The organism is Streptomyces kaniharaensis, assembly GCF_009569385.1.
GTDB lineage: Bacteria > Actinomycetota > Actinomycetes > Streptomycetales > Streptomycetaceae > Kitasatospora > Kitasatospora kaniharaensis.
In genome coordinates this window covers 282537-302188 of sequence record NZ_WBOF01000003.1, presented here as the reverse complement: position 1 = coordinate 302188, position 19652 = coordinate 282537, and the positions used below count along the sequence as shown (strand labels likewise).

At 70.2% G+C, this 19652-nt stretch carries 14 protein-coding genes; 10 read left to right on the top strand and 4 right to left on the bottom strand.

Annotated features, from left to right (window positions below):
- Nucleotides 1–220: 220 nt before the first annotated feature.
- Together F7Q99_RS32505 and F7Q99_RS32500 are read right to left on the bottom strand one after the other, a co-directional pair.
- Nucleotides 221–628, bottom strand: a complete 408-nt coding sequence (locus F7Q99_RS32505; protein WP_326847412.1) for an Imm7 family immunity protein — start codon at nucleotides 626–628, stop codon at nucleotides 221–223.
- A 141-nt stretch (nucleotides 629–769) separates the two neighbouring features.
- Nucleotides 770–1990 carry an esterase/lipase family protein gene (locus F7Q99_RS32500; RefSeq protein ID WP_153469443.1) on the bottom strand — a complete coding sequence of 407 codons (1221 nt, stop codon included), beginning with the start codon at nucleotides 1988–1990 and terminating at the stop codon, nucleotides 770–772.
- Nucleotides 1991–2424: 434 nt separating this feature from the next.
- Between F7Q99_RS32500 and F7Q99_RS42855 the strand changes: the two genes are divergently transcribed.
- The 10 genes from F7Q99_RS42855 (at nucleotide 2425) to F7Q99_RS32455 (ending at nucleotide 15066) form a co-directional block, all read left to right on the top strand.
- The gene (locus F7Q99_RS42855) at nucleotides 2425–2547 is read left to right on the top strand and encodes a hypothetical protein (protein WP_268267690.1); all 123 of its coding nucleotides are present in this window, start codon (nucleotides 2425–2427) and stop codon (nucleotides 2545–2547) included.
- A 114-nt stretch (nucleotides 2548–2661) separates the two neighbouring features.
- Nucleotides 2662–4719, top strand: coding sequence for an elongation factor G (gene fusA / locus F7Q99_RS32495; protein ID WP_153468323.1), 2058 nt, complete (start codon nucleotides 2662–2664; stop codon nucleotides 4717–4719).
- A gap of 429 nt (nucleotides 4720–5148) precedes the next feature.
- On the top strand, nucleotides 5149–6051 hold the full coding sequence (gene ypfJ, locus F7Q99_RS32490; protein ID WP_153468320.1) for a KPN_02809 family neutral zinc metallopeptidase: 903 nt from the start codon (nucleotides 5149–5151) through the stop codon (nucleotides 6049–6051).
- A 117-nt stretch (nucleotides 6052–6168) separates the two neighbouring features.
- Complete coding sequence (locus tag F7Q99_RS32485; RefSeq protein WP_153468317.1) at nucleotides 6169–6534, top strand: hypothetical protein; 366 nt, start codon at nucleotides 6169–6171, stop codon at nucleotides 6532–6534.
- 976 nt (nucleotides 6535–7510) lie between these two features.
- On the top strand, nucleotides 7511–8605 hold the full coding sequence (locus F7Q99_RS32480; protein WP_153468314.1) for a sugar ABC transporter substrate-binding protein: 1095 nt from the start codon (nucleotides 7511–7513) through the stop codon (nucleotides 8603–8605).
- Between the two features lie 45 nt (nucleotides 8606–8650).
- A complete protein-coding gene (locus F7Q99_RS32475; RefSeq protein WP_326847411.1) occupies nucleotides 8651–9436 on the top strand; it encodes an ATP-binding cassette domain-containing protein in 786 nt (261 codons plus the stop codon).
- Nucleotides 9437–9954: 518 nt separating this feature from the next.
- Nucleotides 9955–11181, top strand: coding sequence for a sugar ABC transporter permease (locus tag F7Q99_RS32470; RefSeq protein ID WP_407697906.1), 1227 nt, complete (start codon nucleotides 9955–9957; stop codon nucleotides 11179–11181).
- A 1111-nt stretch (nucleotides 11182–12292) separates the two neighbouring features.
- Nucleotides 12293–12559: a hypothetical protein gene (locus F7Q99_RS32465; protein WP_153468308.1), complete on the top strand. Its 267-nt coding sequence runs from the start codon at nucleotides 12293–12295 to the stop codon at nucleotides 12557–12559.
- 770 nt (nucleotides 12560–13329) lie between these two features.
- Nucleotides 13330–13713, top strand: a complete 384-nt coding sequence (locus tag F7Q99_RS32460; RefSeq protein ID WP_326847410.1) for a hypothetical protein — start codon at nucleotides 13330–13332, stop codon at nucleotides 13711–13713.
- Nucleotides 13714–14646: 933 nt separating this feature from the next.
- Entirely contained in the window at nucleotides 14647–15066 is a 420-nt protein-coding gene (locus F7Q99_RS32455) for a hypothetical protein (protein ID WP_153468305.1), read from the top strand.
- Between the two features lie 259 nt (nucleotides 15067–15325).
- Here F7Q99_RS32455 and F7Q99_RS32450 read toward each other — a convergent pair whose 3' ends face one another.
- Nucleotides 15326–15940, bottom strand: a complete 615-nt coding sequence (locus F7Q99_RS32450) for a hypothetical protein (RefSeq protein WP_153468302.1) — start codon at nucleotides 15938–15940, stop codon at nucleotides 15326–15328.
- Between the two features lie 806 nt (nucleotides 15941–16746).
- Nucleotides 16747–19614 (bottom strand): AfsR/SARP family transcriptional regulator, encoded by a 2868-nt coding sequence (locus F7Q99_RS32445; protein WP_153468299.1) that lies wholly within the window; start codon nucleotides 19612–19614, stop codon nucleotides 16747–16749.
- Nucleotides 19615–19652 lie beyond the last annotated feature (38 nt).

Genomic DNA, 19652 nt, shown 5'->3' with positions numbered 1-19652 from the left:
CGTTCGGGTGGGTGCAGGAGGCCGGAACCGGGCCCTGCGCGGCAAGCTTCTCGGCGGCACGGCCGGCCGGGGTGTGGGGGTTCTGGTCGCTCTTGGTCATCGAGGGTGTCTCCCGGGTGCGCGTCCCCTGACTGTGCGGGGTTGCGCCATGGCCGACGTTACCGGGTCGCGAGCGTTTGGTGCCGCCCCAGGGGCGGCGCGCGTGGGGCGGCACGGGCAGCTACTCCGGGAGCGGATCCTCCAGAACCGGGATGCAGGGCGACAACAGCGGCTCCGGGTGCTCGCTCACCCGGCCGCGGACCATCCTGACGACGCGGACCTCGTTCCCGTGAGCGGGGTCTTCGTCGTCGCGCACATGCAGCAGGCCGTACGACCCCGGGGCCCGCTCGCCGACCTCCCGGAAGAAGTCGAGGATCTGATGATCGGGGTGATTCGGCTGACCCCCGAAGTGGATGAAGACCGCGCCGTTCATCCATCGCAGATCGAGGAGATGCGGGCTGTCGACCTCCCGGATCCGCCGCTCGATGCCCTCGGCGATCTGCCGGAGACGAGCATCCACGAGGTGGATGTCGTCGTCATCGTCGGCGGCACTCTCCAGGGCCCTGATCCATCCGTGGTATTCGAACACAACGCCGCAGCCTACCGGCTCGCTGCAGGCCTTTCCGCGTCGCTTCTTGACGATCCATCATCCGGGACCGTCTGCAACCGCACCGCGGCGGCGGGAAGTCCCGCCGCCGCGAATCGGATCACGCGAGTCGGATCAGAGGGTTCAGTCGGGGAGGCGGTCCAGGAGCCACTCGCCGAGTTCGGCGGTGACGGCGGTGTGCGCGGTGTTGGCGCCGGAGCAGACGAAGTCGTCGAGGTCGCTCTCGTCCGGGGCGAGGTCGTCGATGTTCGCGTAGAGGTCCTTGTTCTCGTCGAGGTCGCGGATGGAGACCGCGCTGACGGAGGGCACGAAGCAGACGTGCTCGTGGCGCAGGTCGACCTCGGCGCCGAACTTCTTCAGCATGTCGGCGAGGATGCCGTAGGAGCGCAGCATGCCGCCGGGGGCGGCGTCCAGCTCCGGGAAGCCGCTGGTGGTGATCGTCTTCTCGGCCTTGGGGAAGCGGCGCTTGAGTTCGGCGACGACCGCGTTGTTGCCCTGGGACTGGACGTAGAAGGTGGTGCCGGGGTAGATGCGGCGCACCTCCATCGTCATGGAGCCGGGCTCGATGCCGAGCCCGGTGCCGTCGCCGCGGCCGTTGGCGAGGCCGATCAGGCGCGGAATGCGCGGCCAGCCGCCGGCCTCCTCCAGCTTCTGCAGGAACGCGGTGCGCTCGGGGGCCACGCCGATCTGGCCCGTCTTCGGGTCGTAGTGGCGCCAGAGCATCTGCCGGGCGGCGGGGCTGTTCATCTGCCGGGCGAAGTCGTTCGGCAGCGGGATGAAGTGGGCGAACGCCTGCAGGCCGATCGGCACGACGGCGCCGCGGTGCGGGGTGTCGTAGGAGAAGTAGACGCGCGTGCGGTGGTCCATGCGCATCATCTCCAGCCGGGCGAGCGCATAGCGGGTGACCATGCCGCCCATGCTGAAGCCGCCGACCGTCAGCGGGGCGTCGCCGAACTGCTCGGCGAGGGTGCGCTGGATGGCGGCGATGGCGGCCTGCGCGTTGTCGAGGATGGAGGCGGAGCGCTCCTCGAAACCGAGCAGGATGACGTCGCGGCCGCGCCGGCGCAGCTCGCTCAGCAGCGGGAAGTCGCGGTCCAGGCCCGCGTACAGCCACTGCAGGTCGCTGCGGCCGAGGTTGAAGCCGTCGGCCATGATGACCGGGCGCGTGATGCCCTGGTTGCGCTCGCCGTAGAAGACGTGGGCGAAGCCGTTCGGCAGCTGCCACTGCTCGTCGGGCTCGGGTACCGGGTAGGGGAGCGGGGTGGGGGCGACGATGTCCAGGGGGCCGGCGAGGGTGAACGAGCCGACGCTCTGCTCCGCCTTCTCGGCCTGCTTGTCGTCCAGTTCGGACACGGGGGTCTCTCCTCTGGTGGGGATGCGCGCCCCCGGGCGGCCGGATGGTCCGTGCTCGCGCGGGCGGGCGCGGCGTATACGGGCATCATCGGCGAGCGGGCGCCGGGCGTGCGGTATCCACTCGAGCTGTTCGCTCCAACGGCGGACTGGTCGGCTTGCCGCTGATCGCACCGCCGGCCCCGGCCCGCGCCGCGTCGTCGACCGGGCGCCGGCAGGCAGGGCTCCTGCCCAGCCTGCTTGAGCACCGGCCGCGTCACGGAGTGGGCCGCTGTCATTCCCGTGGCCGGCCGCCCTTCCGCAGGAAAATCCCGGTGCGGGGTGGACGTTGTCGTGCCTAGACTCACCCGCAGACGCGCGCCGCCGCCCCGAGAGGGGGCCCCGGGCGCGCACCGTGACGCCGAAAGAGGAGAGGGAGGGCAAAGGCCATGGTCGTGCAGCGCATCGCCGTGCCCGTCTCTCCCGCGTCCCGGTACGAGGTGATCCTGGTGTCCCCGTCCTTGCGGTGCCCGCTGCGCGGCCGGCACCGCTGGAGTACGACGACCGCCTGACCACCGGTGCGGCGCACGGGCAAGCCGTGTCCCCGCACACACTTCTGACGTGTCGTCAGTGAATCGCGCGCCCCTTTTCGATCGCCGGATCATCTCCGAAAGGCATCTCGGGCCATGCGCACCGACACCACCAGCAGCACCATCGCCGCCGTCCGCAACCTCGGCATCCTCGCCCACGTCGACGCCGGCAAGACCACCGTCACCGAGCGGATCCTCTACCTCACCGGTGCCATCCACAAGCGCGGCGAGGTCCACGACGGCACCACCGTCACCGACTTCGACCCGCAGGAACGCGACCGCGGCATCACCATCTTCGCCGCTGCCGTCAGCTGCGCCTGGGCCGGGCACCGGGTCAATCTCATCGACACCCCCGGCCACGTCGACTTCGCCGACGAGGTCGAGCGCTCGCTGCGTGTGCTGGACGGCGCGATCGCGGTGTTCGACGCGGTCGCCGGCGTCGAGCCGCAGAGCGAGTCGGTGTGGCGGGCCGCCGAGCGCCACGGCGTGCCGAGGATCGCGTTCGTCAACAAGCTGGACCGCTCCGGCGCCGACCTGGATGCGGCGCTCGCCTCCATCCGCGAGCGCCTGCACCCGCATCCGCTGGCCGTGCAGCTGCCGATCGGTGCCGAGGGCGAGTTCGTCGGAGTCATCGACCTGCTGCGCCTGCGCGCCCTCACCTGGAGCGGCGGCGAGGAGGGCATGCGGGAGGGCCCGGTGCCCGTGCACCTGGCCGCTGAGGCCGCGGCGCGTCGGCGCGTTCTGGAGGAGGCGGTCGCCGAGCTGCACCCCGGCGCGCTTGAGGAGTTCTGTGCCGACGGGACGCTCAGCATCGCCACCCTCACCGCCGTCCTGCGGGAGCTGACCCTCAGCGGCGAGGCAGTGGTGGTGCTGTGCGGATCCGCCTACCGCAACCGCGGCATCGAACCGCTCCTGGACGCCGCCATCGCCTACCTGCCCTCCCCGCTGGACGTTCCGGCGGTCCGGGGCGCCGCAAGCCTGGCCGACGACACGCCGCAGCAGCGCGCCGCCGACCCCGAACAGCCCTTCACCGCCCTGGCGTTCAAGGTGAACGCCGCCCCCACCGGACGCCTCACCTACCTGCGCGTCTACGCCGGCCGACTGGAGAAAGGAGACACCGTGCTGGATGCCACCACCGGCCGCACCGAGCGCATCGCCCGCATCCTGCGCGTACAGGCCGACCGGCACAGCGAGTTGCGCCACGCCCTGGCCGGCGACATCGTCGCCGTGATCGGCCCCAAGGCCGCCCGCCCCGGCGCCACCCTGTGCGCACCCGCCGCCCCCATCCTGCTGGAGGCCCCGGTCAGCGCCGAACCGGTCGTCACCGTCGCCGTCGAGGCCCGTCGCGCTGCCGACACCGACAAGCTGGCCCAGGCCCTGGCCCGCCTGGCGGAGGAGGACCCCTCGCTCAGGCCCCGCACCGACCCCGAGACCGGGCAGCGCACGCTGTCGGGACTGGGGGAGCTGCACCTGGAGGTCGCGGTGGAGAAGATCCGCCGCGACCACGGGGTCGACACGGTGGTGGGCCGCCCGCAGGTCGCCCACCGCGAGCGCCTGGTGGAGGGCGTCTCCGGCTTCGTCCACCGGCATGTGAAACAGGAGGGCGGCGCGGGCCAGTTCGCGCACCTGGTGCTCGATGTCCAGCCCCTCGAAGACAGTTGTGAGGAGGATTTCGTGTTCACGTCCACCGTCACCGGCGGACGGGTGCCGCGCGAGTACGTGCAGGCCGTCGAGGAGGGATGCCGCGAGGCTCTTTCCACGGGCCCGCTCGGCGGCCATCCGGTCACCGGCGTGCGCGTGACCCTCACCGACGGGGCCACTCACTCCAAGGACTCCTCCGAGCTGGCCTTCCGCACCGCCGCACGCCAGGGTCTGCGTGAAGCGCTGCGCGCAGGCCGGCTCCAGCTCCTGGAGCCGCTTGCGCAGGTGACGGTGAGCGTGCCCGAGGATGCCCTGGGCACAGTGCTCGGCGACCTCGCGGCCCGCCGCGGCAGCGTCCAGGCCACCGCCATCGCGCAGGCCGCCGCCACGGTGACGGCCCTGGTGCCGCTGGCCGAGCTGTTCGGCTACGCGACCCGTTTGCGCTCGCGTACCCAGGGCCGCGGCACGTTCACCACCCGCCCGGCCGGCTACGCCCCTGCGCCTATGGTGTGACCCACCCGCCTGCCCCTGCCCGGCAACCCCGGCAGGGGCAGGCGCCGCCGCTGCGGGTCACAGCGCGCCCGCCTCCGCGGCAGCCCACGCCGACGGGTACAGCGGACGCCACCCCAGATCCCGCCGTGCCGCCGCCGTCGACATCTGACCCTCCCACGGGTCGAAGTCATCCTTCCCCGAACCCCTGGGGTGTGTGAGCCTGTTGAGGACGTGCAGGTCCCAGGCCGTCAGCGGCGCGTCATCGCATACGTTGTAGGTACGACCCTCGATCCCCGCCGTCGTCACAGCCCGCCACAGCGCCTGCGCCACGTCGGCGTGGTGGACGACCGCCAGACGCTGGTGAGCCGGCCACCGCCGGCCCCGTAGGCTGTGCGGGCCGTCAACCGGCGCACCAGGACAATCTTGAGACAGAAGCGGGCAGGCAGAGGTATGCAGTTCGACGAGCAGGCCGATCTCGACACCTCACAGGTGGAGGACCGGCGTGGGATCCCGGGCGGGAATCTCGCCATCGGCGGCGGGGCGGTGGGCCTGATCGTGGTGCTGGTCGCCGTCCTGCTGGGCGTGGACCCCAAGCTGCTGGGCCTGTCCTCCGGTGGTGGCACCAGTTCCTCCTCCAGCGGCGTGCACACCGCGGGCGAGGTGCAGTCGGCCTGTAAGACCGGCGCGGATGCGAACAAGCGCCAGGACTGCCGGATCGTGGCGGTCACCAACAGCCTGCAGGAGTTCTGGCGTGCCGAACTGCCCAAGCGGAGCATCGCCTACAAGCCCGCGGACACGGTGCTGTTCACCGGCCGGGTCAACACCGCCTGCGGCCTGGCGACCTCCGCGGTGGGCCCGTTCTACTGCTCGGGCGACCTGAAGGCCTACTTCGACCTCGGTTTCTTCGACGAGCTGTCGACCCGCTCCGGCGCCAAGGGCGGCCCGTTCGCCGAGTCCTACGTCGTCGCCCACGAGTTCGGCCACCACGTGCAGACTCTGACCGGCGCGATGCAGAAGGTCGGCGGCGACCGGCAGGGTGCTGCGAGCGCGTCGGTGCGTCTGGAGTTGCAGGCCGATTGCTACGCCGGGGTGTGGGCGCACCATGCCACCACCACCCCGCAGCCGTCCACCGGGCGGCCGCTGATCGCCTCGATCACCGATCAGGACATCGCGCAGGGCCTGGATGCGGCTTCCGCAGTGGGTGACGACCGGATCCAGAAACAGGCCACGGGCAAGATCAACCCCGAGGCGTGGACGCACGGTTCTTCCGAGCAGCGCAAGGCCTGGTTCACCACTGGCTACCGGACCGGTGACATGGCTCAGTGCGACACCTTCTCCGCGACCAGACTCTGAGCCACCGACGGTGTGGCTGTGGTCCCTGTCGGGTGTCAGGGACTGGTGTGGTTGGTGTGTTTCTAGGCTGGTGTGTGTTGGTGGTTGGTTCAGCGCTTTGGTGAGGGAGGACGATTCATGCGTGGGTTGGTGCGTGCTGTTGCGGTGGTGGGTTTGGCGGTTGGGGTGGTGGCGGGTGTCGGGGTTGGTGGTGCGGGTGCGGTGGGTGGTTCGTGGGCGGGTTGTCCGTGGGGTGCGGTGTGTGTCTATCCGCAGGGTCAGGATCCGGCGGTGAGTCCGAGTGAGGTGTTCTGGAGCTACGGTGCTCACAATCTGAGTAATCAGTTCGGGAGTCACTGGGTGCTGAACAATCAGTCGGGTGGTGCTCATGCGCGGCTGTGTCGGGGGTCGGGTGGTGTCGACTGTGTCTATGACATGGCGGCGCAGAACGGGGTGTGGTTCGACCTGGGTCCGGTCAATTCGATCACGCTGGATCGTCCTTGATATTCGGCAACTCGGTGTTGCTGAATGGTTTCTGACGTTTCATCACTGAGGCCTGGTGGCTGTGGTTGAGGGGTGTCCGTCGCTCGGGGGGGAGCGGCGGGCGCCCCTTGTTTCGTGTGTTCGGGCGCGTGTCTGGGTGTGTGGGCCGGGTGGTGTCGTGTGATCTGACGTTCCGTCAGGTTGTGAAGGGGTGTCCCGGGCTGTTCCTGCAGCCTCCCTTCCGCCTCCCGGTCGCCCCTTTCGCCTCCGTCTCTCTTCCCCCTCTTTCGTGTCCGGTCGCCTTCCGTCGCGCTGTCCTGTCGGTCTTTTCGTCCCTTTGGTCTGTCTTTCACGGTCTTGTGGCGTTCCTTGTGTCTCGCTGTGCTCTTCGCCCCTCCTCCTTCCGTGGTCCTGTCGTCTTTCTGTGTCTTCCTGTGGTCTCTGTCCCGCCGCCTCCGTGTGTTGTCCGGTTGTCCTGGTGCCCGGTCGTCTTCCTGCGTCTTCCTGCGTCTTCCTGCGTCTTCCTGCGTCTTGTTGTGTCTTGTTGTGTCTTGTTGTGGTTGTCGTGTGTCTTGCGGCGGTTCCCGCTGGCCCTCTTCTGTTGTGCTGTCGCGGTTCTGCTGGTGTCGTGTCGTGGTGCTTCGGTGGTCGTCGTCGCCGTCCTTGTGTTGTCGTGTTGTCTTCCGCTGGCGCTGCCCTGCCGTCTTGCTGCCCTGCTGTGCTGCTGTGTTGCCGTCTTGCTGTGTTGCTGTGGTGCTGTGTTGCTGTGGTGTTGCTGTCTTCTTCCTGCTTGTCGTGTCGTGCTGGTGGGGTGGTGGGGGGTGGGTGTTTGGAGGTTTCTCCAGGTTTGGGTTTCGGGTGAGCGTTCGGGAAGATAACGAATGGAGGTGGATTGGGGGCTGGTTGGTTTTACTTGTTGACGTCATGGGTGTGGGCGGGTTTAACTCCCCCCACTCCGCCGCAGTGTCGCGGCGATGTCTGGGAGAGGGACCTGTTCATGAACGCTTCGATGCGTCGTGCTGTTATCGCCGTTACGGGTGTTTCGCTGGCGTTGTCCATGGCCGCGTGTGGTAAGGCGGGGGGTGACAAGGCGGGTGCGGCGGCTTCGGGGGACAGTAAGTCGATTGGTCTGCTGCTGCCGGAGAACGCCTCGTCGACGCGGTATGAGTCGTTCGACCGGCCGTTCATCGAGGCGAAGGTGAAGGCGCTGTGTGCGGACTGCAACGTGTTGTACAACAACGCGGAGGGTAGTGCCGCGAAGCAGAAGCAGCAGTTCGACACTCTGATCGCGCAGGGTGTGAAGGTGATCGTGCTGGATGCCTTCGATGCGAAGTCGACGCAGAGCTGGGTGCAGGAGGCGGCGGCGAAGGGTGTGAAGGTGGTCTCCTATGACCGTCTGGCCACCGGTCCGGTCGCGGCCTACGTGTCGTTCGACAACGAGAAGGTCGGCGAGCTGCAGGGTCAGGCGCTGGTGGACGCGCTGGGCGCGCAGGCCGCGGACGCGAACATCGTCATGATCAACGGTGATGAGGCGGACCCGAACGCGGGGCAGTTCAAGGCGGGGGCGCACAAGGTCCTCGACGCGAAGGTGAAGAAGGTCGTCTACGAGCAGTCGGGTGAGTGGAAGCCGACGGTCGCGGGTCAGAAGATCGGGGCTGCGGTCACCCAGCTCGGTAAGACGGGTTTCCAGGCGGTGTACTCGGCGAACGACGGTATGGCGGGTGCGATCATCACGCAGCTGCAGGCCGCGGGGATCAAGGTTCCGGTCGGTGGGCAGGACGCGGGTCTGGACGCGATCCAGCGGATCGTGAACGGTGACCAGGCGTACACGATTTACAAGGCGTACCGGCCGCTGGCGGACAGTGCCGCGGAGCTGGCGGTGGATCTGCTGCAGGGCAAGGACGTGAAGTCGGTCGCCTCGGCGAGTGTGGACAGTGCCACCGACAAGGGTATTGCGGCCAAGCTCCTGGAGCCGAAGGTCGTGACGAAGGCGAACATCAACGACACTGTCGTCGCCGACGGCCTGTACAAGGCGGCGGACATCTGCACGGCCGACTACGCGGCCGCGTGTGCCGGTGCGGGTCTCAAGTAGGGCCGTCCGGCCTTGAAGTCCCCCTCCCCCGAGAAGAAGGTTCATGTGACAGGCGCACCCGTCCTGCAGCTGCGCGCGGTCTCCAAGCGCTTCGGTGCCGTTCAGGCTCTCACCGATGTGGATCTCACGGTCCACGCGGGTGAGGTCGTTGCCCTGGTGGGTGACAACGGTGCCGGGAAGTCCACTCTCGTCAAGACGATCGCGGGTGTTCACCCGATCGACGAGGGCACCATCACCTGGCACGGTGACCCGGTGCGTCTGACGCGTCCTCAGGACGCGCAGACGCTCGGTATCGCCACCGTGTATCAGGATCTCGCCCTGTGTGACAACCTCGATGTGGTCGCCAATCTGTTCCTCGGCCGTGAGAAGCGGTCGCGGGGTCTGCTGGACGAGACGGCGATGGAGCAGCGCGCTCGTGAGCTCCTGGACACCCTGTCGATCCGGATTCCGAGTGTGAGGATCCCGGTGGCGGCGCTGTCCGGTGGGCAGCGTCAGGTGGTGGCGATCGCGCGGGCGCTGGTGGGCGACCCGTCGATCGTCATCCTCGACGAGCCGACCGCGGCGCTGGGTGTCGAGCAGACCGCTCAGGTCCTCGATCTCGTGGAGCGGCTGCGGGCCCGGGGGTTGGGGGTCATTCTCATCAGTCACAACATGGCCGACGTGCGGGCGGTGGCCGATACGGTCGCCGTGCTGCGTCTGGGCCGTAACAACGGTGTGTTCTCCGTTGCCGACACCACTCAGGAACAGATCATTTCCGCGATCACCGGTGCGACTGACAATGCTGTCACCCGTCGCCAGGCCCGCCTCACCGAGGAGGAGGACGCCGCATGAGCACTCCCGCCACTCCCGCTGGAGCCACCACGGCGGCCGAGGCCGCCACTTCGGCTGAGGCCACGGCCTCCGTCCCGGTCCAGGCTGCCACCTCCGCCGAGGCCACCACCTCTGCCGAGGCCGCCGCCTCCGCCGAGGCCGCCGCCTCCGCCGAGGCCGCCGCCCCGGCTGGGGCCACCGCCCCGGCTGGGGCCACCGCCCCGGCTGAGGCTGCTGCTTCTGCCGAGGCGGGCGTCGCGGCGCCTGCTGGCGCCGAGGACACCTCCGCGACGCTTGCTGCCGAGGCCGCCGCCCCGGTGGAGGCCGGTGCCTCCGCTGAGGCTGCCGTCTCTGGTGAGGTTGCTGTTCCGGCTGAGGCTGCCGTCTCTGTTGAGGCCGGTACGTCGGCTGAGGCCACCGCCTCGGTCAAGGCTGCTGTCCCGGCGAAGGCCGGCGCCTCCGCGGCGCCCGCTGCCGCCTCCGCTGAGGCTGCTACCTCTGTTGAGGCTGCTGCTTCGGCTGGGGTTGCTGGTTCTGGGGTGTCTGCTGCTGATCCGCGTTTGTTGGTGCGTTCGGCGGGTCTGAAGGGTTATCTGGATGAGCTGCGGCGGCGTTTGTCGGGGGGTGAGCTCGGTTCTGCGCCGGTGGTGATCGGTCTTGCGCTGATCGCGGTCATTTTCCAGAGTGTCACCGGGCATTTCCTTCAGGCTGACAACCTTACGAACATCACGAAGTACATTGCCGGGCCGGGGTTGATCGCGGTCGGTGTGGTGTTCGTTCTTCTGCTGGGTGAGATCGATCTGTCGCTCGGTTCGCTGGCCGGTGTGTGTGCGGCGGTCTCATCGGTGCTTGCGGTGCGTCAGGGTGTGAACGAGTGGCTTGCGGTTGCCGCGGGCCTGGCTGTGGTGTGTGCGATGGGCGCGCTGCACGGTTTCTTCTTCGCTCGTGTCGGTGTGCCGGCTCTGGTGGTCACGCTTGCCGGCATGCTCGCGTGGAGTGGTCTGCAGGATTACGTTCTCGGGGATCTCGGCACGATCAACAACCGTCATGACGGTCTCATCGCTTCCCTCGACACCGCGTTCCTCGGCGATGGTGATGTCGCCTACGCGTGGGCGTTGGCGGTCCTGGCCCCGGCCCTGTACGTGCTGGCGCAGCTGCGGACCGCTCGCCGGCGTGCGGCGGCCGGTCTCACCGCCCGCCCGGTCGGTGACATCGCGCTGCGGACGGGGGCGCTGGCGGCGCTGACGCTGCCGCTGGCCTACACGCTGAACCAGGACCGCGGTCTGCCCCTGCCGCTGGTCGTTCTGGTCGGTGTCGTCGTCCTCACGGACTTCGTGCTGCGGCGTACCGCGTACGGGCGGCAGGTTTTCGCGGTCGGTGGTGGTGTGGAGGCGGCTCGTCGTGCGGGTATCAACGTCGCGTGGGTGCGGATCTCGGTCTACATGATCTCCGCGGCGCTGGCGGGGCTGGGCGGTCTGTTCATCGCCTCGCAGCAGGGTTCGGCCGACAAGATGCTGGGTGGTGGCAACGTGCTGATGAGCGCGATCGCCGCGGCCGTGATCGGCGGCACGAGCCTGTTCGGTGGGCGCGGCAAGACGTGGTCGGCGCTGCTGGGCATTCTGGTGATCCAGTCGATCACCACCGGTCTGGACATGGTGCATGCCGCGCAGGCCATCCAGTACATGATCACCGGCGCTGTGCTGCTGGCCGCGGTCGTCCTCGACTCGGTCTCGCGCCGCACCCGCGCCAGCGCCGCCCGCACCTGAGGCACCAACACCTGAGGCACCTCGCCTGAGGCGCCTGGCGTCTGGATGGTGCAGCGGTGGCGTAGTGGGCCCGTCCGATCTCTCGTGGATCGGGCGGGCCCGGTTGCGTTTTCGCGCTTTGGCGGGTGTCTGCTGTTCGTGTTCCCGGCGGCTTCTGGGAGCGCATGGCCCGGCTGCTTTCGGAGCGGTCGTCCCGCGGTCGTCGTCGTCCCGGGTGGCTGCCGGTGCCGGACGGGTGGCTGCCGGTGGCGGACTGGGTGGCTGCCGGTGGCGGACTGGGTGGCGCTGGCGGGCATTGTGTGCGTGCTGCGCGGGGCAGTGGTCTGGTGTGACGGTCCCGGTTTAGGTGGTGGGCTGCTCGGGGGTGAGCGTCTGGCGTGGGTTGCGGGACTGGGCCGGGGCCGGCCAACGGTGGCGCTCGATGTGACATCGTCGCCCGGGGTGATGCGTCGGGCGTTCCTGTGATGCGGGGCGCCGCGCACTCGCGGTGGCACGTTGGCTGGTCCCCGCTGCGCGCTTGCTGGCTCGACCGGGTCGAGCTGTTCTTGGGTCGTCCGAGTAGGCCTTGAGCCGACCACGGGTGGTGACGGCCTGTTGACCGCCTCGCGGAGTCCGTGTCCGGACCATATCGGGTTGTTGACGCCCGCTGCCGGGCCGTGCTGGCGTCCGGGGACGCCTGATGGGTCACCAGGGCGCTGGTGGGGGCGGCGGTGTGCGGGTCGGGCGTTGACCTGTCATCCGTCGGCGTGGAATCCCGGCGTGGTACGGCTCGTCGACAGGCGGTCAATGCGGCTCGGTGCCGCGTGGAGGTTCACCTGGTTCCAGGCCCGCGCGGGGCAGCAGGGCGCCGCGCGGCCTGGCATCGCGTCGGGTGGGCGGCCGTCGCGGTATCCGCTGGGATGATTGTCGCGAAGGACGTCGAACGCTGGAGCGTGTCTGGCAATTGATCGTGTGCTCCAGTGCGGGACGGGCCGGCAGGTGACGGCCGTGGCACGTCGGTTGAGCCGTGCGGCTCTGCGGAAGGAGCGGTGAGGTGGCGCGTGTGGGTCCGGGGCACTCTGAGGTCCTTTGGTCGGGGCAACTCGGCCGGCTGCCCGCAGTGCTACGAAATGTGGACGGTCAACAGGTCCTGCAGATCGCAGACCGGTCCGTGGTCGTGGACGCCCGGACCGAGGTCCGCCACCGCAGCGATCTGCTGAGCCGGTGCATTACGGTTCGCCGGCCCGGCCGGCGCCCGTTCGTGCACCGCTACCGGCTGCCGTGGATGACCCAGTTGGCCCCACTGTGGGAGGCCGCCTACGACCGATGGTCGGCCGAGGCCGATGATCCCGGGCTGGACCTTGTCGCACTGCTGGGTGGAACGGACGACTGGACATAGTCGATCGTGTGACTGGTCGGGGTGAGTTGACAGGCGCGGCGTGGGGAGGCGGATTGGGTCCCCGCTGCGGATGCTCCGACCGGCGACGTTCACCGGCGTGCGAGCCGCGCTGGGACCTGAGCTACGGTGAACGCCGGGCGGTGGTAGTGGTATTCGGACGGGAGGCCGGCATGGCGGCCGTCACCGTTTTGGGACCTGAGCCGGACGGGGAGACAGCTCCGTCGTACCAGGGCGGGAAGCGCGACCTTGTGTTCCAGCACGGCATGGGGGAGTTCGCGGCCGGCTCGTTTCATGTGGTGGCGGGTTGCAGCCGTTGCTGGAGGCGCTCGCGGCGTGGTGGCGACTGACCGTCGAACGAGGCCGGGATGACATGCCGGGGCGTTGACGCCCGTTGCAGAGCCGTGTCGGCGTTCGGGACGCCCGCTTGGTCACCGGGGGCCGCCGGTGGGGGCGGTGTGCGGGTCGGGCTCGGCCCGTCGTCCGCCCGGCGTCAAAATCCGGCGTGGTACGGCTCGTCGACATACGGCTCGACATACGGCCCGGTGCCGGAGGTGGAGGTTCACCGCGCCGTGTCGCTGGCGGGGTTTGCTTGTCGCCGGTCAGGTCCGCCCCCGGATTCGCCACGGTTCCCGGGGGTTTCGGCCGTGGATCCGGCTCCTGCCGGAGCCACCCGCCGCCGGTGGTGGCGGCTTGCTGGGGGCGTGCCTCGGTAGCAGTGTCTGTTCCGATGCCTGTTGGGTCGGCCGTGGCGTGTTCGGAAGGGGTGTGACGTGGCAGGGGCGATTTCGGGACCGGAGGCGGCGACGCCGGCTGATGTGGTGCGGGCGCGGGCCGAGACCGGGATGGGTTTTCCGGCTCCGCTGGTGGCCTTGTGGGGTGTGCAGGGCGGCCTGCTCACCGAGTCCGGTGTCGCGGTGTACTCCACGGGGTGTATCGGCGAACGCAACGCCACCTATGAGGTCGCGCAGTGTGCGCCGGGTTTCGTCCTCGTCGGCGATGACAGTGGTGGCCGTGGATTTCTCGTGCGTGCCGGTGATCCGGACGGCGCCGTGTTCTCCTCCGATCTGGGTGATCTGGATCCCGCGGACTTCGAGTTCGTGTCCGCGCACTTCGCGTCCTGGCTCGAGTCGCTTTCCCCTGACTCCTCCTGCTGACCTGCACCCCTTGGGGCCGACGTCCTGTCCCTGGGCGGCCGGGCGGGCGGGCGGTCGGTCGGGCGGGCCGGCTGAGGCGAGCCGGTCGTAGGGCTACGCGCAGAGGCGAACATCTCGCCCAGTGCGGGTCTTCTCGGTGGGGATGGTGCTGAGACGGTCGTACGTGACGCAGGTCCAGGCGCGGGCGTTCTCGCACCAGAAGCCGCTCGCCGGGGGCTGCCGCCGTTCTGACCCGCGAAACGGCCCGCAAACGCGGGCGAGGCCCGGCACCCCTGGTGGGTGCCGGACCTCGCCCGACGGTGGAGCGCCAGGCCCGGGTTGCACGGACTCTCCCTACTGAAAGTAGGACGTGCTCTGGTAGCACCGCTGACGCCTGGCGAGGAATCATCTCCCTCGCGACGAGAAGAATATTAGCAGGTCAGCGGACCGCCCTCGACGCCGGCCCGCAAGTCCCGCAAGTCCCGCGCCCGGCGGCCGGGCGTCTTGCCCTCGAGAGCCGTCCACGGCATCTCGGCCGAGATGCCGTGGACGGCCTTGTCCCGTGATGCGGTGTCGTGGCCGTGTGCGAACCGTCGTGTGGTGGAGGGAAGTTCATCGCGGAGGTGCTCACCGGGGGGCCTGGTCCATGCGTCCCTCAGCCAGGTGGCGGCAGGGGCGGGGCCCTCCCTTCGTTCCGCTCTCCGACACCGCTGTCCGGCTCGCCGCGTTGTTCGGCTTGTCCACCCTTGAAGCGGGCGGATCGACGCTCTGCATTGAGCGTCACCCTGATCATCGACGGCGTGATCAAGCACGCGTCTACTATCCGATCTTCGTGGTGAACGGGCATGCCCGCCGGGTGTGCGCCGGCTGACGCACCGTCCCGCCTGACCCGGTTCAAGGGCAGGCGGAAAATTGCGTTCGCCGGCGGCGGCGGCCGCCGTTAGGCTGCGCGCTGTGACGGGGGAACATGAGCTGCGGACGTTTCAGGTGCGGGACATGTGCGTGGAACTGCGCGAACTGTGCATGTCGGACGACCTCGAAGGGATGATCGAGGGGACGCCCCACCTGCATCGCCGGTTCAGGATCATGCAGTTGGACAAGCAGCTCGCCACCAGGTCCGGTCTGTACATCCATGACCTGGACGGCATCCGGGCCGATGCGGCCGCGCGGGTGGACACCTGGCTGCCTCGGGCCAGGGTGCATGCCCGGCTGAGCGCGTCCTGGCGCCCCGCGGGAGTGACCGATCCCGGCCACAGCGAGCTGTCCGTGGTGTGGTTCCAACAGCCGAGTGAGGACCCCTTCGGCCGGCTGGCCGAGATCGTTAGACCGCTGGACTGGACTGCCCTCGCCCGGTTCGAGCCGGACGATGACTAACGGCCCGACCCAGAGGCGGAGTCGGCACGAGCGCGCTCAGCCGACAAGCGGACCCTCGACCGGGCCGGACCCTCGACCGGACTTGCCGCCGGCGCCGCCGGGCCCCCTTGCGGTCGATTGCCGTGCGGCCGGTCCGGCACGGTGTCGAGGGCCTGCCCGGGGCTGCGCCGAGGGTTCGGGTTCCCGGCTCAGCACAAGCCGCCCCCTCACCCTCACCCCACCCCTCATTCGTTACGCGTCGGATGTCACGCGTCGGATGTCACCCGTCGAAGTTGGACCAGAAGATCCCCACGCCCGTGCCGTTGTCGTCCCGGCCGACCAGGATGCTGCTCGCCGTGAAGTCGCAGGTCGGGAAGACCAGGGCGTTCGCGCCGCTGGCCGGGTCGACGACGACATCGAGCAGCGGGGTGCGGGAGCCGGCCTCCTGCTGCGCCTCGAACTCGGCGACGGCATGGGCCACGGGGTCTTCGGCCTGCGTGAACCCGGCGCTGCGGTGGAGGGCTGCGCCGATGGCCAGGTTGTCGGGGGTGCTGGAGTAGATCGCCGAGGCGTCCTCGCTCAGCTGGTTGACGTCGTCCGACGCCTCCTCCCAGCTCGCCTCCACCAGCGCCTGCGCGGTGGTGGCGCCCGCGACCAGCGCGACCGCGCAGACGGTGGCGCCCCGCTCGTCGTCCCAGTCGTACGCCAGATACACCTCGTGCAGTCCGTCGGCGACGTCGTCGAAGGTGTAGTGGTCCCCGCCGTCGAGTCCGCACACCGCGATCTGCCCGCGGCTCAACAGCCGCCCTGCGAGCGTGAACTCGCCGAGGTACCCGGGCTCGCCGTCCGGATCGTTCGCCTTCAGGACCGCTTCGATCGCTTCGATCATCGTCATGCCGGCGAGTGTGCCACCCCCCTACGACAGGCCCGGCCCCGCCATCCCCCCCGGGTGCGGGCGACGCCATGACCCGGGTCGTCACGACCGCCCTGTGCACGCACCGAGCCGCCCCACACCCCGGTGGCCCTGCGCTCCTTCCCCCTCGGGGCGAGCGCCTCGCTGATGCCGGCACCCAAGGCAGCCGCCCCCGGGCCGCGAGCCGGCCCCGATGGCCCCATGACGACCGTGATCGCGGCCATGACGGTGGCCGCTTCGCCGACCCGCCCGTCCGGCCTGCGGGCGCGGGCGATCATCCACCGTCGACCGCGCGCCGCCCAGGACAGCAGGGGGTAGGCGTCCACAGGCCACGTTCGGAAAAATGAACGCCTTGATCCAAGGGCCGATCCGGTGGCCCCGCCCGGCCCCGCCCGGCCCGGCCCCGCCCAGCCCGGCCCGGTCCGGCCGGGCATGCTCGCCGTCGATGTCCTACCCGGTCACCCGGTTGTTGCGCTCGCGCCACTGCACCGCGCCGGCGTCGTCGAGCAGTTGCTCGCCGGCCCGCCGGCGCCGCTGGGCACCCAGCTGCCCCCTTGGGGCGAAAGCGCGGCTTGCCGTGGCCGCGTGACGGGCCTCGGTCACGCGGATCCCGGCGCAGCGGGCGAGGCGCTGGGTGGGCGGGACGCCGGGCTTGTGGAGGTCATGGGTGAAGGCGGCGCCCGCCGGGACGACGCGGGCGAGGGTCAGCGCGGGACCAGGCCGGGGGGCGGCTGCATAAGCGACTCTTCACAGATCTGACTGTTCGTCACATTGCGGCCCCTGTCGGGCTACCTGTGGCGGCTCGTGTCCTCAGGGCGGCGCCCGCGCAGCCGGTCGATTTCGGCGAGGCCTTCGCGGGCCTGCGCGCTCAGCGCGCGCAGGTCGTGTTCGCGGGCGAGGTCGGCGGCCCGCTGGAAGCAGACCGCCGCGTCGTCCCACTCGCCGAAGTGGCGGTGGGTGCGGCCGGTGACGACCAGGCAGTCCGCGAGGGCTTCGTGGTTCCTCGTCCGCTCGTGGATCTGGCGGGCCTCCTCCAGCGCGGCGAGGGCTTCCTCGCGTCGGTCCAGGCCCCGCAGGGTGTCGCCGAGGTTGGCCAGGGTGACCGCGGTGTTGTGAAGGTTGCCGTGGTCGCGCCAGATCTGCAGTGCGCGCCGGAACCCGGGCTCGGCCGCGGCGTAGTCCTGCATGTGCAGGTGGGAGAAGGCCATGGTGGCCACCGTGAAGCCCTCCTGCGCGATCGCGGGGTCGTATTCGATGGCTCTCTGCGCGTAGGCGAGGCCTGCCGCGCCGTCCAGCGCGTGGTTGTGGGCGACGGCGAGGTTTCTCAGGATGTCGGTGACGAGGTCCGTGCGGTGGGTCCTCTCGGCCGCTTCGAGGGCGGCTTCCAGTGCCTCGATGGCCTCCCGGTTGCGGTAGGCCATGCCGTGGACGACGCCGATCCGGGCGAGCATCCGGGTCTGGCCGACCAGGTCGCCGTGCTCGCGGGCCGCTCTCAGCGCCATGGCCTTGAGGTCGTCGGTCTCACCGGTCCAAAAACACAGGGTGTCGTATCCGGAAAGGCCGAAGGTGATCCGCCAGGCGAGATCGGGCCGCGACGATGTGGCCGCCTGGCGCACCACCTCCTTGATGTTGGCCAGCTCCCGGGTGCACCACCACGTGGCCTCCTGCGCGCCCGCGAAGACGGGCAGCGGCGCGGCCGGGGTGTCCTCCAGGACGGCGCTGAGCGTGTGGCCGGAGAGGATCGCCGCCCTGCTCCGCTCCAGCGCCCCGAGGTACCAGACCATGAGCCTGACCCGTGCCGCATCACGGTCCTCGGGCCTCTCCTCCTCACCGGCGCGTTCGGCCGCGTACTCGCTCAGCAGGTCGTGGAAGCGGTAGCGCCACGGCTGCGGGCTCTGAAGCAGGTGGTAGTCCACCAGCAGCTCCAGCAGATCGGCCGCGTCCGCAGTGGAACGCTGCACCAGCGCGGCGGCCTGCTCCACGCCGAACACCAGACCCGGCCACAGACCCAGCAACCGGAACAACCGGGCCGCCTCACGCTCCACCACATCGCCGCCGTCGCGCAACGCCACATAGCTGGACGCGAAGGTGTCCCGCACACTCAGACGCCCCGCCGCCAGCGACCGCAGCCGCCGGCCGTCATCGCTCACGCACTGCGCCAACGTGTCCAGGGACCACACCGGACGGGCGGCCAGCCGGGCCGCGACGATCCGCAACGCCAGCGGCAGCCCGCCACAGGCCGCCAGCAACCGCAGGGCGCTGTCCGGGTCGGCACACACCCGCTCGGCGCCGCACACCGCCGACAGCAGACGCCGCTGGTCCTCCACATCCAGCGGCTCCAGCCGGATCTGAACCGCGCCCGGCAGGTCACCGAGCGTGTTGCGGCTGGTCGCCAGCACGGCACTGCGCCCGTCGCCGGGCAGCAGCGGCAGCAGGTGCTGCGCGTCACGGGCGTTGTCGAGCAGCAGCAGGACCCGCTGGTCGGCGAGGGCGGCGCGCAGCTGGGCGGCCCGGTCGTCGGTGTGTGCGGCCGGCAGTTGGCCGTGCTGTTCGGCGCCGAGGTCGGACAGGAAGCGGGCCAGGACCTCGTGGGCCTGGCGCGGCTCGCCGTTGCCGAAGCCGCGCAGGTCGACGTAGAGCTGCCCGTCCGGGAACAGGTCCTTGGCCTGGTGCGCGGCCCGGACGGCGAGTGCGGTCTTGCCGACGCCGCCCATGCCGCAGACGGCCAGCACGGACGGGCCGCTGCCTGTGGCGGCTGCCGCGAGGTGGTCGCGGAGTTGTCCCAGTTCTGCCTCGCGTCCGGTGAAGTCGGTTGTGTCGGAGGGGAGTTGTCCAAGGCGCGCGGGTTCTGGTGCGGACGGGGTCTGCGGCGCCGGTTCGGGCGCAGGTTCGGGCGTCGGTGTGGGTGCCGGTTCGGGCTCGCCGGCGGAGAGGATGTCCTGGTGGATCTTCTGGGCGGCGCGTCCCGGTTCGACGCCGAGTTCGTCGCGCAGGGTCCGGTGCAGGCGCCGGTAGGCGGCCAGGGCCTGGGCGCGGCGGCCGGCGCGGTGGAGGGCGAGCATCAGCTGCTGGTGGAAGGTCTCGCGCAGCGGGTGTTCGTCGACGAGCCGGGTCAGTTCGGGGACGAGCCCGGTGGATCGGCCCAGGTGCAGATCCGCGTCGAGGCGCCATTCGAGGGCCTGCAGTCGCGCCTCCTGCCACCGCTCGCGCGCCGGGCCGGCGTCGGCGAGGTCGGGCAGTTCGGCGAGCGGGGCGCCGCGCCACAGTGCCAGGGCGGCGGACGTCTCCCGGTGGACGGACTCCCAGTCGCCGCCGAGTACGGCGTCCCGGGCCGCATCGAGGTGGCCTTCGAAGAGCCGGCTGTCGAGTTCGTCGTCGGCGACGTCGAGCCGGTAGCCGAGCGGTGTGGCCGTGAGCCGGCCGCCGTCGCCGTCGGACAGCGTGCGGCGTAGCCGCGCCACCAGGTTGTGCACCGCCGCCGCCCCGGACTCGGGCGGTTCCTCTCCCCACAGGGCGTCCTGGAGCCGGTCGGTGGTGAGCGGCTGGTTCGGGTGCAGCAGCAGGACGGCCAGGAGCGAGCGCAGCCGCACACCCCGGACGGCGCGGTCCCCGGTGCCGTCCTCGACTTCCAGCTCGCCGAGTACGCGAAAAAGCATCTGTTTCCCCCCGGTCGGCCGTGGCTGACAACCCCGGC

What these genes read in the sequence shown, in the direction of transcription:
- F7Q99_RS32450 (WP_153468302.1), bottom strand. Translation starts at nt 15,940, where the DNA reads ATGACGATGATCGAAGCGATCGAAGCGGTCCTGAAGGCGAACGATCCG.
- F7Q99_RS32480 (WP_153468314.1), top strand. Translation starts at nt 7,511, where the DNA reads ATGAACGCTTCGATGCGTCGTGCTGTTATCGCCGTTACGGGTGTTTCG.
- ypfJ (WP_153468320.1), top strand. Translation starts at nt 5,149, where the DNA reads ATGCAGTTCGACGAGCAGGCCGATCTCGACACCTCACAGGTGGAGGAC.
- F7Q99_RS42855 (WP_268267690.1), top strand. Translation starts at nt 2,425, where the DNA reads ATGGTCGTGCAGCGCATCGCCGTGCCCGTCTCTCCCGCGTCCCGGTAC.
- F7Q99_RS32445 (WP_153468299.1), bottom strand. Translation starts at nt 19,614, where the DNA reads ATGCTTTTTCGCGTACTCGGCGAGCTGGAAGTCGAGGACGGCACCGGG.
- F7Q99_RS32485 (WP_153468317.1), top strand. Translation starts at nt 6,169, where the DNA reads ATGCGTGGGTTGGTGCGTGCTGTTGCGGTGGTGGGTTTGGCGGTTGGG.
- fusA (WP_153468323.1), top strand. Translation starts at nt 2,662, where the DNA reads ATGCGCACCGACACCACCAGCAGCACCATCGCCGCCGTCCGCAACCTC.